This is a genomic window from Pseudomonas sp. AK-TSAG1-1, assembly GCF_056821665.1.
This window is the reverse complement of record NZ_CM165965.1, coordinates 5,727,121-5,743,152: the sequence shown is the minus strand read 5'-3', so window position 1 is coordinate 5,743,152 and position 16,032 is coordinate 5,727,121. Positions and strand designations below refer to the sequence as shown.

Genomic DNA, 16,032 nt, shown 5'->3' with positions numbered 1-16,032 from the left:
TGGTCAATAATTGCTCAATCTGCGCTTTTGTTCGACGAGTTGTCTTGGGAACCCTGATTTTTCACAGCCTTGAGGGTTTTTCCACAGACAAGGCAAAGTTACCCCCGATCTCTGTTGGCGCTTCTGTGGATAACGTGTTCGCCATCCGCTACAGGTCATGTAAACCGTGGCTTACAAACAAATGATCAAAAAACAGCCAATGCGCCTCGCAAACCGTCCTTCTGGATAAGTCACGATTTTTCTTCACAAATCAGCGAGTTATTTTTGCAGTCATGCACAGTTACCCCCATTTGCTGTGGGTGGCTATGTGGATAACTTGTTCGTCGAACCCCGCAGGCCCCGCCAGTCATAGTCCAAACGGCAATTGATCAGATTTCATACAGTTCTAAACCGTTGCCTTGACTTCGATTCCTGCGCTGTCTTCACTGCAATGGCACAAGGACAGCCGTTACTTATCCACATCAGGTTCTGGGAGAACGCATGATGGATAGCCGCCCACACCGCCATCCCCCCTCGCCACGCAAGCGCACGTTACGTCGTGCCGCCAATCAACACGCTCGTCTGTAGCGACCTCTGCTGCAACCGCTGTGCTGTCGCCGGGCTCGTCCCGGAGGCCAGGTGCCCGTTCGTCCATTGATTGCAGGCAACCGCAGAGTTGCCCCATCTGCCTGAGAGAGGAACACCTTCATGACACGCATCGCAACGCCCATCAGCGAGATCAAGGAACACTATGACGTGATCGTCATCGGCTCCGGTTATGGCGGCGGCATTGCTGCGTCGCGCCTGTCCCGAGCCGGCAAGCAGGTGTGCCTGCTTGAACGCGGGCGGGAAATCCAGCCCGGTGAATACCCCAACACCATGATTGCCGCGACCGAAGAGCTACAGGTTCACGACCCGGACGGCCATATCGGCTCGCGCACCGGGCTGTTCGATCTGCACGTCAACGCCCAGCAGAACGTGGTGGTCGGTTGCGGCCTCGGCGGCACCTCGCTGATCAATGCCAACGTTGCCCTGGAGCCGGAACCCGGGGTGTTCGATGACCCGCGCTGGCCGCAGGCGGTGCGTGAACACCGCGATACGCTGCTCAAGGACGGTTACGCCCGCGCCCGGGAAATGCTCAAACCCAATCCCTATCCGAACAACGCGCCGAACCTGCCCAAGCTCGACGCCAACAAAAAGTCCGCGGACTACCTCAAGCAGGGCGCGCATTTCTACAAGCCGCCGATCAACGTGACCTTCGACAGGCTGCCGAACAACCTCAACCATGTCGGCGTCGAGCAGCTGCCGTGCAACCAGTGCGGCGACTGCGTCTCGGGCTGTAACAACAAGGCCAAGAACACCACGTTGATGAACTATCTGCCGGACGCCTGGAACCACGGCGCGGAGATTTTCTGCCAGGCCGAGGTGCGTTACCTGGAGCGTGATGGTGATGGCTGGATCGTGCACTTCCAGTATCTGGACAGTGGGCGTGAGATGTTCTCGGCGCCGACGCTGTTTGTGAAGGCCGACATCGTCGTGGTCTCCGCCGGCACCCTCGGCTCTACCGAAATTCTCCTGCGCTCGCGGGACAAGGGCCTGGTGATGTCTGGCCAGCTAGGCGAGAACATGAGCGGCAACGGGGACATCCTCGGCTTCGGCCACAACTGCGAGCAGACCATCAACGGCATCGGCTTCGGCGCGCATTCGGCCAAGGAACTGCAACCGGTCGGCCCGTGCATCACCTCGGTCATCGACATGCGCACCGAAGGTGACTGGCGCAGCCGCATGGTCATCGAGGAAGGTTCGATTCCTGGCGCTCTCGGCCGGCCGATGGTGCCGGCCATGGCCGGGTTCGCCGAGATGATCGGCAAGGCCACCGATGACAGTTTCAGCGGCAAGCTCGGCTACAAGGAGCGCGAAGCCGAAAGCTTCCTGCGCGGCCCGTATCACGGCGCGCTGCACAACATGCAGACCTACCTGATCATGAGCCACGACAGCGGCCAGGGCCGGATGATTCTCGACAACAAAGACCAGTTGCGCATCGACTGGCCGGGTGTCGGCGAGCAGGAAAACTTCAAGCTCGGCAACGAACGCCTGTATCAGAGCACCAAGGCATTGGGCGGGGTCTGGGTGGAGAATCCGATCTGGACCCAATTGCTCAAGCACAGCATTGTTTCGGTGCATCCGCTGGGCGGTTGCGTGATGGGCGAAGACGCTGCGCAAGGCGTGGTCAATCACAAGGGCCAGGTGTTCAGCGGCGCTGCCGGCACGGATGTCTACGCCAGCCTGTACGTGACCGACGGCGCGGTGATCCCGACGTCGCTGGCGGTCAATCCGTTGCTGACCATCTCCGCTGTGAGCGAGCGCAACATGGGCCTGCTGGCCGCCGACCGCGGTTGGCACATCGACTACACGCTGCCCTCGGCACCGCGCAAACAAGTGGCGCCGCCGACCCTCGGGGTGCAGTTCACCGAAACCATGAAGGGCTATTTCTCCCGGGCGTTCACTGCCGCGCAAAGCACCGACCTGAAAGTCTACGAAGCGGCAGCCAAACGCGGCGAGGCGGACAATTCGCCGATCGACTTCACCCTGACCATTACCGCCAACGACCTCAACCGGATGATCAAGGAGCCGGAACACGCCGCGACCATCGTCGGCACAGTGATCGCCCCGGCGCTGTCACCACAGCCACTGACGGCCAGCAATGGCGTGTTCAACCTGTTCGAGCAATTCGAGCAGCAGGTCGATACGCGGCACATGAAGTACGACATGAAACTGACCGCCGAGGACGGCAACGACTATTTCTTCAGCGCCTTCAAAACCGTGCCGGAAGACAACGGCGTGCTGAACATCTGGCACGACACCAGCACCCTCTATGTGACGCTGTATCGCGGGCCGGACAAGTCGGGCGAGGTGATCGGCTCCGGGGTGATGCACATTCATCCGACCGATTTCGCCAAGCAGATGACCACCATGAAAGTGCTCAATGCGCGTAACGAGCGTGAGCGCATCGAAGGGCTGGCGCGGTTCGGCAAGTTCTTCGCCGGGATTCTCTGGGAAAGTTACGGCGGGGTCTTCGCTGGCGATATCTACTTCAACCCCGATGCGCCGCCACGGCTGAAACGGCCGCTGGATGCGCCCACCCCAGTGGTGCATTTCTTCCCCACCGAGGATGGCGTCGAGCTGCGCCTGACCCGTTATCAGGCCGGCAGCAAAGGCCCGGTGATGCTGGTGCATGGCCTGGGTGTGGGTTCGAACATCTTTTCTACCGACACCATCCAGACCAACCTGCTGGAGTACCTGTGCAAGCACGATTACGACGTGTGGTTGCTGGATTTCCGTGTGAGCATTCTGTTGCCGGCGAGCAAGAAGGAATGGAACGGCGACCAGATCGCCCAGTACGACTTCAAGGCTGCCATCGCGCAAATTCAGCAAGCGACTCACGCCAAAGATGTGCAGTGCGTGGTGCACTGCTACGGCGCGACGACGTTCTTCATGTCGATGCTGGCGGGGCTGCAAGGTGTGCGTTCGGTGGTCTGCTCGCAGATTGCCGCTGACACCGTGGTCGCCACTGCGACGGGACTTAAGGCCGGTCTGCACCTGCCGGGGATGCTCGATGCAATCGGTATCAAGTCGATGACCGCCTATGCCGACAGCAAGGAGAACTGGTTCAACCGGCTCTACGACAAGGCCCTCAACGGCTACGCACGGATCGAGGCGCAGGGTTATTGCACCAATCCGGTGTGCCACCGCATTACCTTCATGTACGCCTCGCTGTATCGCCACGACACCCTCAACGAAACCCTGCACGACAACCTGCATGAGTTGTTCGGCGAGTCGAACATCGAGACCTTCGAGCACCTGGCACTGATCGTGCGCAAAGGGCATCTGGTGGATTTCAAAGGCAACGATGTGTACATGCCGCACTTCGATCGGCTGAGCATGCCGATCTGTTTCATCAGCGGCGCGGAGAACCAGTGTTATCTGCCTGAAAGTACGCTGAAAACCTACCAGCGAGTGTGCGAAGTCCACGGGCCGGAGCGCTACAGCCGGCATGTGGTGCCAGGCTATGGCCACATCGACTGCATGTTCGGCAAGAATGCGGTGGTGGATGTGTATCCGATCATCCTTGAGCACCTGGAGAAAACTGCCCTCGGTTGACGTCGGACCGAGTCGACCGCTTCGCGAGCAAGCTCGCTCCCACAGGTTTTTTGTGTCAGTCGGTGGGAGATCCCCAATCCAGTCTGGGAGCGGGCTTGCTCGCGAAAGCGCTGTGTCTGGCGATGTATCTCTTGGGTCTGCACAAGGAAATGGATGACATGGATACCTGTATTCGCTGGTTTCAACGCTTCATCTGGATCGGCATTGCGATGAACATGGTGTTCGCGATCCCTGCGCTGTTTGCGCCGGGGTTGCTGACATCGGTGGTCGGTCTGCCGCCGCAACTTTCCGATCCATGGCTGGAAAACGCCGGGATGCTGCTGGTGGGCATCAGCGTGTTTTACATGCCGTCGGGCTTCAACGCGCCGCGCTATGTGGTGCATTCCTGGCTGTGCGTACTGACACGGCTGATTGCTGTGGTGTTCTGGATCTACCTGATCAATACCAGCATCCAGGGCTCGGTGTTCGTACCGATGCTGATGGGCGATCTGAGCTTCTTTCTGATCCTCGGCATTTTGCTGTACCTCGGCACCACGCCGCAGAACCGGCCATGGGCGCTGCTGTGCGATGGCTGGCGTGAATGGCGCGCGGCGTGGAAGCGGCAATGGCAGAGCCACGGCTTCAAGGTCGGAACACTGGTGGTGCTGGCAGTGCTCGGTTTCATCGGTTACGAGACCTGGTACCAGATGCTGCGGGTGGTGCCGGAGCAGGAATACGCCTCGGACGAGGATCACTACAAATACGCCGCCATCGGCCTGGGCATCGAAGCGCGAATCCCGTATTACCTGTTTGCCGTGCTGCCGCAGATGTGCCCGGAAAAAATGCCCAAGCCCGGCGGCTGGGAAGTCTTCGGCTTCCTCTATGAGAACGGCAAGGACCTGCCGATCGGCATGGCCAAGCGGCAGATCGGCTACCCGACGGTAGAGCCGAACTGCGCGCTGTGCCACACCGGTTCCTACCGCGCCAGTGCCAGCGACGTCGCGGTCAACGTGCCGAGCGCGCCGGCCAACACCCTGCAACTGCAGGCCTTCCAGTGGTACGCCTACGATTGCGCCAGCGATCCGAAATTCACCACCGACGCGGTGATGGCGGCGATCAACAGCAAATTCCAGCTGGGCTTCTTCGAGAAACTCTACAACCGTTACCTGATCATCCCGATGGCGAAAAGCGCCTTGCTCAAGCAGAAGCAGGCCTACGCCTGGCAGAAGCTGCGGCCGCAACAGGGGCCGGGGCGCACCGACACCTTCAACCCGACGAAAATGGTGGTGTTCGGCTTCCCGGATGACTCGACCATCGGCACTGTCGACCTGCCGCAAGTGTGGAACCAGAAACCGCGGGAATCGATGTACCTGCACTGGGACGGCAATAACAACAAAATCCATGAACGCAACTACGCCGCCGCCATGGCCGTGGGCGCAACACCGGAATCGGTGCTCCCGCCCAGTTTCAACCGCGTGACCAACTGGCTGCTCGGGCACAAGGCACCGGCGTGGCCGTGGGCACTGGATCAGGCCAAAGTCGCCCAGGGCAAACCGATCTGGGAGGCCAATTGCGCCGCTTGTCACGACTTCGGGCGTGCCGATACCGGGCAGGTCACCACCCACATCGATCAACTGGGCACTGATCCACATCGGTTGGACTCGTTCACCACCGGTCTGGTGGCGGCGTTCCATACCTTCAAGAAACCGCCGTTCGACTTCGGTGCGTATCGCAAGACCCAGAGCTACAGCAACACGCCGACTGACGGCGTCTGGTTGCGTGCGCCTTACCTGCACAACGGTTCGGTGCCGACTTTGTGGGACCTGCTGCAACCGCCGGAAAAACGTCCGGTCGTGTTCATCACCGGCTCCGACGTGTACGACCCGGTCAACGTCGGGTTCGTCACCACGGGTGCCCAGGCCAAGGCCTCGGCGGACTTCAACTACGACACCCGGCTGGAGGGCAACCACAACACCGGTCACTTGTATGGCACGCAGCTGTCGGACGACGACAAGCGTGCGCTGATCGAATTCATGAAAACCCTGTGAGCCCTTACGGATAGAGGATTTCGTCATGTCAGCAGTCGCTCATCTCAAGCATGAAATCGACAAGGTCAAAGTACGTCTGCACGGTCTGTTCACGCGTGTGGAAATGGCCTGGATGAAGCTCATCAGCGAACTGGAACCCGAGGAGTTTCAGGCCATCATCAAGTTGCTCCAGCGCGGTCACGATCAGGCGCAGTACGTGCTCAAGTACGGCGAGTTGCCGGACGACGAGCCGGCCGTGCCGTGGGAGTTGTCCCACGGTTTGTCGATCCTGCGGATCGGCAACGCGACCCCCTTGCCGCAATCACCCGACCAACTGCAAACCAAAGTGCTCAAGGACGGCACGCTGTTGGGATGTCGCAAGTGGGAACTGCTGGATCTGCTGTGGAGCGAAGCACTGCTCAAGTGGATCGAAAACCTGCGTCATCACGCGACCTTCGGTACTGACCCGGCGCTGGTGCAAATGGATCGCGACGTGACGCTGGCGATTGCCGGGGACTGGGGCACGGGGCCGTTCAACAGCCATGCGCCGGCGGTGTCGGTGGCCAACCAGATGCAGCTGGCCAACGCCGATTTCACCATTCACCTGGGGGATGTCTATTACGCCGGTACGCATTCTCAGGAAGACACCGACATGGCCGGCTGGCCGATGGGCACCCACGGTTCGTTCACCCTCAATTCCAATCACGAGATGTACAGCGGCGCCCACGGTTATTTCAAGGAGCTGGCCGCGCGTTTTCCGGGGCAGCAGGGCACCAGCTACTTTGCCCTGATCAACGACGACTGGCTGATTGTCGGACTGGACACGGCGTACGCCTCGGATGTCATGAATCTGTACATGGACGGTACGCTGAACAAGCCGCAGATCGAGTGGATGAAAGGCTTGCCGAAACGCAAGAAACTCATGGTGCTGAGCCACCATCAGGGCTTCGATATCACCGGACACAACAAGACCGCGCTGTACCAACCGGTGTGCGATGCATTGGGGCGCGAGCCGGATTACTGGTACTGGGGACATCTGCACAACGGCATCGTCTACGCGACCCAGGGCGGTTTGCACGCGCGCTGCGCCGGGCACGGAGCGATTCCCTATGGCACCACCAGCGAGCTGAACGGGCATTCGCGGGTGCTGTTTTCGGAGACTCAGGATGCAAAAGACCCAGACTATCCGCTGCGGGTGTTGAACGGGTACGCGAAAATCAGGTTGGTGGGGGAGGAGATTTTTGAGGAGTTTATTGGCGAGGATGGCAGTGTGAGGTGGTCATCCAAATAATTGGGTGAATGTGAGGACGCCATCGCGAGCAGGCTCACTCCTACAGTTGGAATGCGTTCCCCTGTAGGAGCGAGCCTGCTCGCGAAGCTTTTTGCCTTTGCTTTTAGCCCTGGACCGGCACGCCTTTGAGGTACGGCGCAGGCTCGGCCCCAAGGTTGCTCAACAGACGCTCGCTGTACCAGTCGACGAAGTTGACCACGCCAAACTCATAGGTCTTGGAGTACGGCCCCGGCTGGTAAGCCGTCGAGTTGATCCCACGCTGGTTCTCTTCAGCCAGACGACGGTCCTGATCGTTGGTCGCATCCCACACCTGACGCATGCGCTCGACGTCGTAGTCCACGCCTTCGACCGCGTCCTTGTGCACCAGCCATTTGGTGGTGACCATGGTTTCCTGGGCGCTGATCGGCCACACGGTGAAGACAATGATGTGGTCGCCCATGCAGTGGTTCCACGAGTGTGGCAGGTGCAGGATGCGCATCGAGCCGAGGTCCGGATTCTTGATGCGGCCCATCAGTTTCGCGCAGCCCTGTTTGCCATCGAGGGTCATCGACACGGTGCCCTTGAGCAGCGGCATGCGCACGATGCGGTTACGCAGGCCGAAACTGGCGTGGGCGTAAGGGATCTTCTCGGCTTCCCAGGCGGCAGCAGAGGCGGCGACGTGATCCTTGAATGCCTGATCGGCGCGCGGGTCGGTGACGTCGTCCCACTCCAGCAGGGTTTTCAGCAGTTCCGGGTGCGACGCGTTGCAGTGGTAGCACTCGCGGTTGTTTTCCAGCACCAGTTTCCAGTTGGCCTTTTCCATCAAGGTGGTGGTGATCGCCACCTTGGTGTTCTCCATATCGTACGGTTCCATGTAGTGGTTCAGCGTCGACAGGAAGTCATCGATGGCCGGCGGATTTTCCGCCAGGCTGATGAAGATGTAGCCGCCGGCGGTCTTCACGTTCACTGGTTTGAGGCCGTACTGCTTCATGTCGAAGTCGGCGCCCATTTCGGTGCCGGCGAACAGCAGGCGACCGTCCAGCTCGTACGTCCACTGGTGGTAGTGGCAGACCAGTTTGGCGACCTTGCCCTTGTCGCTGGTGCACAGGCGCGAACCGCGGTGCCGGCAGACGTTGTGAAACGCATGCACCACGCCTTCGGCACCACGGATCACGATGATCGGGTTCTTGCCGATCTGCAGCGTCAGGTAGTTGCCTTTGGCCGGGATCTCGCAGGTCATGCCGGCGATCAGCCATTCTTTCTGGAAGATCTCCTGCATGTCGATATCGAACAGCCGCTCGTCGCTGTAGAACGGTTGCGGCAGCGAAAAGGTGCGCTCGCGCTCCTGGAGCATTTGTGCGGTGGCCTTGCGTGCGGGTTCCAGCGGATCGCCCAGGCTGATTTTTGCGGTGACGTCCATCGATGTGATCCTCATGGCCATCTGCGTGGCCGGCGAAAGTGGCTAATACGGTTGTGCTACGCAAGGTGTAAAGAATCTGTCTTGGTGTGGGGCGAGTGTGGGGCCGGCGCTGCCCGGAACCTTATCCATGGGCGACATGGTGCAATCTGTTCCCGACGCGCAACCCCCGGTGGTTGGGGGCTGGTCGCGATAAGTATGCCGATGTCGCGGATAGGTAAACGGGCGGTCTGCGCTATACGCAGAATCGCCACATGAAGGCCGACAGTCGGCCGTGGAGAACAGCATGTCCAACAGCTTCCTGAATCCGGTCACCACCCAGACCTGGGCCAATGGCCGACACATCGTCCGTTGCGTCAAAGTCATCCAGGAAACCTGGGACGTGCGCACCTTCTGCTTCATGGCGGATCAGCCGATCCTGTTCTTCTTCAAGCCCGGCCAGTTCGTGACCCTGGAGCTGGAAATCGAAGGCCAGCCGATCATGCGCTCGTACACGATTTCCAGTTCGCCGTCGGTGCCGTACAGCTTTTCGGTGACCATCAAGCGTGTGCCGGGCGGCAAGGTGTCCAACTGGCTGCACGACACCCTTCATGAAGGGCAGGAACTGGCGGTGCACGGGCCGGTAGGACTGTTCAACGCCATCGACTTCCCGAGCCCGAAAGTGCTTTATCTGAGCGGCGGCGTGGGGATCACCCCGTGCATGTCGATGGCGCGCTGGTTCTACGACACCAACGCCAACGTCGACATGACCTTTATCCACAGCGCGCGCTCGCCGAAAGACATCATTTACCACCGCGAGCTGGAACACATGGCGTCGCGGATCGACAACTTCAGCCTGCACCTGATCTGCGAGAAACACGGGCTGGGTGAGCCGTGGGCCGGCTATCGTGGCTACCTCAATCACAAGATGCTCGAACTGATGGTGCCCGACTTCCTTGAGCGCGAAGTGTTCTGCTGCGGCCCGACGCCGTACATGAACGCGGTCAAGCGCCTGCTGGAAGTCGCCGGTTACGACATGAGCCGTTACCACGAGGAATCTTTCGGTGCTACGCCACCGGAAGCCCGTGCCGATGCGGTGGAGCAGGCCGAGCAGGCAGCCGATGCCCCGGAAATCGATGCGGCGGATCTGCATCAGGTCGAATTCACCGCGTCCGGCAAGAGCATCCGCGTAGCCCCGGGCGAGACCGTGCATGCGGCGGCTGCCAAGCTCGGCCTGATGATTCCGAAAGCCTGCGGCATGGGGATTTGCGGGACGTGCAAGGTACTGAAGCTGGGCGGCGAAGTGGAGATGGAGCACAACGGCGGGATTACCGAGGACGACGAGGCTGAAGGGTTTATCTTGTCGTGCTGCAGTGTGCCGAAGGGGGATGTGCGGATTGAGTTTTAATAAAGAAATGTAAAGGTTCACTATCTGCCATGACTGACAAGTCATGGCAATTGTTTATCGCTGTTGCATTTGTATGAAGGCTCTTCCGGTTATAAGCACCCGCGCTACCGGACGGGGTGTCCAAAAAAAGACGCGCCGAAATAAAGCAGTGGAGTTGTGATAGAGCTGTAAATCAACACCCTGTCAAATGGCTTTGAATTGAAACGTTTACCTTGGTCTCCAATAACGATTGAAAAGGTCATCATTAAAATCGCTAGCATAAACATTGCTGACAAGGGAGCGGCTATTTCCAGTCCATTGAATTCGTACCACTGGGTTTTTCTCTGAATTCTGTAAGGGAATTGAATGCTTTGTTTGTAAATCGCCCGAGCGGCAATAATGAATAAGCCCAGTGTCGTAATGTCACATATTAGAAGTCCCCGCCTTCTTGGTGTAAGCGCAAACCATCTTCTCCGCTTCGGCGCATGCTTTTCAAACCGGCAGCCACAGGTATGGCATGTGGAGATTGTTTTTTTGTTTTTTGCGCTGCATTTTTTGCATATCTTTGTTCGTGGTTTCATAAGGAAAGCGCTATTTGGCGTTGCTTGAAGTTTTAGCTGTTTCTGTTCCAGGCAAATGTCTAATCAGGCGACTCACCTAGTGTCTTGAAAATTATCTCGGCAGCATCTTCACCCAATGTTTCACCTATTATTGCCCCTGCAAGGGATCCGACGCCCACCGCTACTGCACCGCAGACGAGAGTGCCAACTCCTCCTGTCGGAACACCTATTCCCACACAGATTTTCGCTGCTACCGATGCAGTCAGAATGCGACTGCTGATTGCTCCCCCAGCCATCCCACCCATAAAGCTTCCGGTCTCAGTGAATTTCACCTTTTCACACGGCTCGGTATTCCCATGCAGGCAAACATCCTGCACCTTCAAGGCCGAGGCGCCGCCGCCCACTGCTGTACCGATCCAGCCGCCATATTTGACGTATTGCGATGCTTGGGTGACTGCTCGAATGTGAGTGGCATAACCCGGGTTTTGACCGATACCGCCGGCTTTTATCCAGCGGTGCACAAGGTGAGGGTGATCAATGCCAAGGGCTTTTTTGAGGTTCGGGTGATCTGGGAGGCCGATGGTTTTGTTGGTGATGTTAGTGAGTTGGCGATCCAGTTTTTTAAGCAGCTCTGCACGTTGTTTTTTAAACTCCTTTGAGTTCAGGCTGCCATTGGCATCGAGGGTGTGGGTATGCAGGTTTTCAATGCCCTCAAGAACAGTTTTTATGTCATCCAGATGATTGGCCGCCATGGCCGTGACGACGCCTATCACTTTCGATTCAACTGAGAGCGCGCCCTGAATAACGCCATAGTGCTGCGCCATGAAGTCCGCTTCCTCCGCCGTCAACGGTTCCAGCGCCGTTCTGACGATTTGTGCGGTTTCCATCAGCAGTGATTCTTCATATGTACATTGCTGATTGTTCGGGTCACTCAGAACGATCATCGACCCGGCTTTCACTTGATCCAGATTTGGATTCAGGCTTCTGAATCGGGCGATGACGTCTGGTTGGGGCGACGGGAACAGTCGGACTTCCAGTTGTTCCGCAGAAATACTTTTCGGCACGATGTAGAAGCCCGGCTCTTGCGGGGCTGCGCGCATTTGCGGCCAGTGTTCGCTGGGGAAAAACTTCAGGTCGTTGACGGGCTGGGGAGAGGGGGCATGAGGCGTGTTCGCGCTGGTGAGCTTCGACACTTGCCCATTCTGTTGATGAACAGCCCGCAGCAGGCGATCCGGATCGGAGTGTGAGGCAGATTGGCTCAGCATCGACAACGGACGCCGTTTGACCGTTTCGGTCATGACGTTACGGGCGCTCAGGTTAAGAGTTCTGGATTGGTTGAGGAGGCTGTTCTGCTCCTGCGCGAGCGCGTGCAGGCCTTGCTCCGGGGGCAATCGGCCGCTGGCGACCTCATCGACGATGCGTTTGGCAAAGCGCGCGACCTCCTGATTGAACTGTACGCGCGCGATGCCGAACGTCAGATAGCGAGCGCTCATGGTCAATGCTTGTCCGAGCAGGTTACCGGCGGCGTGCTGAACGTCGCCAAGGCCATGACGTGGATCGATCAACCTTGATCGCCCCACGAGGAATACCCGGTGGTGCCGGCGCTGTGATGCACCCAGCTGATGCCGCGGTAACGGATGGAAACGTGTTCCTGAGGCTCAGCGTCGTTGTGCAGGATCACGTGCGGCATATCCTGTGACAGATCGGCCAACACGGCGCCATCAAGGGCGACGGAATAGTATTTTTCCTGCTGACCTTGCGGTGAAGTTCGATAGAAGTTGATCGTGCAGCTTATTTCTTCCCGGTTGGAGAGCGCCTGCGCCAACAGTGGCGAAGACTTGTCGATACTTTTGGTAATGATGATCGGGGCATGTGTCGACCTGCTGCTGTTCTCGGTGTTGTTCATGTTGTGGCTGTACGACAGCACCATGATTTCATCGGTATGGGCAGCTTGAAACTTGTTGCCGATGGACTCCGCAGTTGAGCATCCCGCTGAAATCAGTCCCTGAGTCTTGCCGGTAATGGTCATGTAACCGGGGTTCGCCATAGCTGCGTTCCTTGGAAGGGGAACCGGCAGTCTATGGCGGGGTTTGCGGGTTTTATGTAGGCCGGTGCGTAGTCCGATTCTGAAAATTTCAGTCGATAAACAAGTCGGGCATCAGGGTTGCAGTGCTGCCCGGTTCAAAGCGGTAGTGATCGAATTCAGTCACGCCGTGCTCGCGCAAAATTTCTTCGTCGATAAGCAACCGCCCGGTGATCCGCCGTTGGCGGCTAGTCAAAATCACATGCGCCGCGTCCGCCATGATCGAAGGCGAACGTGCATGCTTGAATGAATCGCGATTGCCCAGCTGAAACTCGATCGCCGCCGTGGCAATCATCGTCTGCGGCCACAGTGAGTTGACGCTGATCCCGTAACTGGCGAATTCCTCGCTCATGCCCACCGTCAGCATGCTCATGCCGTACTTGGTCACCGTATACGGGCTGTACTGCGCGAACCACTTGCTCGCCAGATTCAGCGGCGGCGACAGGTTGAGGATGTGCCCGGCGGATTTCTTCAGATAGGGCAGGGCGGCCTGGCTGCACAGCAGCACCGCGCGGGTGTTGATCTGGTGCATCAGGTCGAAACGCTTGAGTTCGATGTGTTGCACGCCGGTGAGCTTGATCGCTCCGGCGTTGTTCACCAATGCGTCGATACCGCCGAAGTGTTCGTTGGCTTGCGCGAGTGCCTGGCGCACGGCGTCTTCATCACGCACATCCAGTTGCAATGCCAACGCTGTGCCGCCCGCCGCTTCGACTTCGGCGGCGACGCTGTGGATGGTGCCGGGTAATTTGGCGTGGGGTTCGGCGCTCTTGGCGGCGATGACGATATTGGCCCCGTCCTTTGCGGCCCGCAGCGCAATCTCACGGCCAATGCCACGGCTGGCGCCGGTGATGAACAGGGTTTTGCCTTGTAACGACATGCCGATGCTCCTGCTTATTGTTATGTGAGCGGAGGGCTCGACAGACAATGTAGACGAAGTCTTCAGGTGCGAACGAGGAGGGGCGATTGGATTGGGCGAGCTTTTGTGGGAGCGAGCCTGCTCGCGAAAGCGGTCTGTCAGCCGAGTTCTATGTCGGATGCGCCGGCCTCTTCGCGAGCAGGCTCGCTCCCGCAGGGGAGGGGAGCTATCAGGCGGACATGACTTCGCGGATGTCGCGGGCCAGTTCGCGCACGCGTTCTTCTTCGGTGTCCCACGAGCACATGAAGCGTGCGCCGCCCTTGCCGATGAAGGTGTAGAAGCGCCACTGCTTCGCGGTCAGGGCGGCGATGGCCGGCTCCGACAGTTGCAGGAACACGCCGTTGGCCTGCACCGGGAACATCAGTTCGACGCCCGGAATGTCGCTGACCAGCTCGGCCAGCAGTTGCGCGCAGTGGTTGGCGTGACGGGCGTATTTGAGCCAGGCGTCGTTTTCGAGAATGCCGACCCATGGCGCCGACAGGAAGCGCATTTTCGACGCCAGTTGTCCGGCCTGCTTGCAGCGGTAGTCGAAGTCTTCAGCCAGTTTGTGGTTGAAGAACAGAATGGCCTCACCCACCGCCATGCCGTTTTTCGTGCCGCCGAAGCACAGCACATCGACGCCGGCCTTCCAGGTCAGGTCGGCCGGCGAGCAGCCGAGGAAGGCGCAGGCGTTGGAGAAACGCGCGCCGTCCATGTGCAGGTGCAGGCCCAGTTCCTTGCAGGTGGCGCTGATGGCGCGGACTTCTTCCGGGGTGTAGACGCTGCCGACTTCAGTGGCCTGGGTCAGCGTTACAACGCGTGGTTTGGGATAGTGGATGTCCTGGCGCTTGAGCGCGACTTCACGGATCGACTGCGGGGTGATCTTGCCGTTTTCAGTGCCGGCGATCAGCAGTTTAGAGCCGTTGGAGAAGAATTCCGGCGCGCCGCATTCGTCGGTTTCGACGTGGGCGGTTTCCGAGCAGATCACGCTGTGGTAACTCTGGCACAGCGACGACAGCGCCAGCGAGTTGGCGGCGGTGCCGTTGAAGGCGAAGAACACCTCGCAGTCGGTTTCGAACAGTTTGCGGAAATGATCGGACGCGCGTGCGGTCCACTCATCGTCACCATAGGCGCGCTGGTGGCCGTGGTTGGCCTGTTCCATGGCAGCCCAGGCTTCAGGGCAGATACCGGAGTAGTTGTCGCTGGCGAATTGTTGGCTCTTGTCGGTCATGGCCGGCTTCCGTGGTCGAGACTCTTGTGAAGGCTCGTGGTCAATGATGGTGCGCACTTTACCGAAGATCTTCCGGGGAGCACACGGGATGTCGCTGTCAGAAAATTACCAGTAGGCGACCCGATTATGCACGTGACTAAACGCGACGGCGCGCTGGATTTGCTCAAGTGGCTGGCGTTGTTGAGCATGCTGCTCGATCACCTGCGATATGTCGGGATCAGCGCCGATTGGCTGTATGTTCCGGGGCGGATGGCCTTCCCGTGGTTCTGTCTGGCGATGGCGGCGAATCTCTCGCGTGCCGGCGCGCAGAAAACGCAATGGCGCTATCTGGTCTGGCTGCTGCTGTTCAGTGCAGTCAGCGAGATTCCCTACCGCTGGTACATTCCTGATCCCGACACCTTGAACGTGATGCCCACGCTGGCGCTGGGGTTGCTGGTGGCGCGGGGCTGGCAGGATCGCACGCTGCTGTCGCGACTGTTGGGCGTCGGTGCCTTGGTGCTGGCGGCGCTGTTTTCGCAGTGGCTGATGTTCGGCGTGTCGGGTGTGCTGTTGCCGCTGGCGTTGCTGCTGGTGATTGGTCGGCGCTGGTATTTCAGTCTGCTGCCGGGGCTGGTGTGTCTGGCGGGCAATCAGTGGCAGGTGCTGTATGAGGCGGCGCAGTTCGGCAACTACGTGGCGGTGTTCGGCATCGCGGCATGTCTGATTGCGCCAATGCTCGGGCTGTTCTTGTTGCGACACGCCAGGTCTCTCCATCCGCCGCCCATGCGCCGTTGGGCCTACGCACTCTATCCCGTGCATTTCCTCTTGCTGCTCGCCCTCCGCCAGCTCTTCACATAACCCCTGTGGGAGCGGGCTTGCTCGCGAAAGCGGTGGTTCAGTCAACGGAGAGGGTGAATGACAATCCGCCTTCGCGAGCAAGCCCGCTCCCACAGGGGATCTGCGCCGATTCGATGAATGTGTCGGGCAAGCCATTTCGAACCATGTCGTAAACGCACCTTTGCGTGGCGTCCGTAGGCATTTGAGCTGTCTGCGCCGGTCATACCATCGCATCAAAGGGCACTGTC

General features: G+C 59.1%; 10 protein-coding genes. 5 read left to right on the top strand and 5 right to left on the bottom strand.

The window, feature by feature from the left end; genetic code table 11:
• Positions 1-687 precede the first annotated feature (687 nt).
• The 3 genes from AC1UK9_RS26040 to AC1UK9_RS26030 all read left to right on the top strand — a co-directional run bounded on the left by AC1UK9_RS26040 (position 688) and on the right by AC1UK9_RS26030 (position 7,437).
• On the top strand, positions 688-4,140 hold the full coding sequence (locus AC1UK9_RS26040) for a GMC oxidoreductase (protein WP_482578750.1): 3,453 nt from the start codon (positions 688-690) through the stop codon (positions 4,138-4,140).
• 158 nt (positions 4,141-4,298) lie between these two features.
• The gene (locus tag AC1UK9_RS26035; protein WP_025108550.1) at positions 4,299-6,167 is read left to right on the top strand and encodes a c-type cytochrome; all 1,869 of its coding nucleotides are present in this window, start codon (positions 4,299-4,301) and stop codon (positions 6,165-6,167) included.
• Between the two features lie 25 nt (positions 6,168-6,192).
• Entirely contained in the window at positions 6,193-7,437 is a 1,245-nt protein-coding gene (locus tag AC1UK9_RS26030; protein WP_482578749.1) for a metallophosphoesterase family protein, read from the top strand.
• A gap of 103 nt (positions 7,438-7,540) precedes the next feature.
• On the opposite strand, the gene gbcA is transcribed toward AC1UK9_RS26030, so the two are convergent.
• A complete protein-coding gene (gene gbcA, locus AC1UK9_RS26025; RefSeq protein ID WP_025108552.1) occupies positions 7,541-8,836 on the bottom strand; it encodes a glycine-betaine demethylase subunit GbcA in 1,296 nt (431 codons plus the stop codon).
• Positions 8,837-9,119: 283 nt separating this feature from the next.
• Here gbcA and gbcB point away from each other — a divergent pair, with 283 nt between their 5' ends.
• Entirely contained in the window at positions 9,120-10,220 is a 1,101-nt protein-coding gene (gene gbcB / locus AC1UK9_RS26020) for a glycine-betaine demethylase subunit GbcB (RefSeq protein WP_025108553.1), read from the top strand.
• A gap of 619 nt (positions 10,221-10,839) precedes the next feature.
• On the opposite strand, the gene AC1UK9_RS26015 is transcribed toward gbcB, so the two are convergent.
• The 4 genes from AC1UK9_RS26015 to AC1UK9_RS26000 all read right to left on the bottom strand — a co-directional run bounded on the left by AC1UK9_RS26015 (position 10,840) and on the right by AC1UK9_RS26000 (position 14,968).
• Positions 10,840-12,324 (bottom strand): hypothetical protein, encoded by a 1,485-nt coding sequence (locus AC1UK9_RS26015; protein ID WP_482578748.1) that lies wholly within the window; start codon positions 12,322-12,324, stop codon positions 10,840-10,842.
• Positions 12,321-12,806, bottom strand: a complete 486-nt coding sequence (locus AC1UK9_RS26010; protein WP_482578746.1) for an Hcp family type VI secretion system effector — start codon at positions 12,804-12,806, stop codon at positions 12,321-12,323. The genes AC1UK9_RS26015 and AC1UK9_RS26010 overlap by 4 nt, the downstream gene beginning before the upstream one ends.
• Positions 12,807-12,894: 88 nt before the next feature.
• Entirely contained in the window at positions 12,895-13,719 is an 825-nt protein-coding gene (locus AC1UK9_RS26005) for an SDR family oxidoreductase (protein ID WP_482578745.1), read from the bottom strand.
• 208 nt (positions 13,720-13,927) lie between these two features.
• Positions 13,928-14,968, bottom strand: a complete 1,041-nt coding sequence (locus tag AC1UK9_RS26000; RefSeq protein ID WP_025108555.1) for a threonine aldolase family protein — start codon at positions 14,966-14,968, stop codon at positions 13,928-13,930.
• A 126-nt stretch (positions 14,969-15,094) separates the two neighbouring features.
• Here AC1UK9_RS26000 and AC1UK9_RS25995 point away from each other — a divergent pair, with 126 nt between their 5' ends.
• Positions 15,095-15,805 carry a TraX family protein gene (locus AC1UK9_RS25995; protein WP_482578744.1) on the top strand — a complete coding sequence of 237 codons (711 nt, stop codon included), beginning with the start codon at positions 15,095-15,097 and terminating at the stop codon, positions 15,803-15,805.
• Positions 15,806-16,032: the final 227 nt, after the last annotated feature.

Excerpts from the sequence above, each read along its gene's own strand:
- AC1UK9_RS26040 (WP_482578750.1), top strand. The coding sequence starts at position 688 with ATGACACGCATCGCAACGCCCATCAGCGAGATCAAGGAACACTATGAC.
- AC1UK9_RS26035 (WP_025108550.1), top strand. The coding sequence starts at position 4,299 with ATGGATACCTGTATTCGCTGGTTTCAACGCTTCATCTGGATCGGCATT.
- AC1UK9_RS26030 (WP_482578749.1), top strand. The coding sequence starts at position 6,193 with ATGTCAGCAGTCGCTCATCTCAAGCATGAAATCGACAAGGTCAAAGTA.
- gbcA (WP_025108552.1), bottom strand. The coding sequence starts at position 8,836 with ATGGACGTCACCGCAAAAATCAGCCTGGGCGATCCGCTGGAACCCGCA.
- gbcB (WP_025108553.1), top strand. The coding sequence starts at position 9,120 with ATGTCCAACAGCTTCCTGAATCCGGTCACCACCCAGACCTGGGCCAAT.
- AC1UK9_RS26010 (WP_482578746.1), bottom strand. The coding sequence starts at position 12,806 with ATGGCGAACCCCGGTTACATGACCATTACCGGCAAGACTCAGGGACTG.
- AC1UK9_RS26005 (WP_482578745.1), bottom strand. The coding sequence starts at position 13,719 with ATGTCGTTACAAGGCAAAACCCTGTTCATCACCGGCGCCAGCCGTGGC.
- AC1UK9_RS26000 (WP_025108555.1), bottom strand. The coding sequence starts at position 14,968 with ATGACCGACAAGAGCCAACAATTCGCCAGCGACAACTACTCCGGTATC.
- AC1UK9_RS25995 (WP_482578744.1), top strand. The coding sequence starts at position 15,095 with ATGCACGTGACTAAACGCGACGGCGCGCTGGATTTGCTCAAGTGGCTG.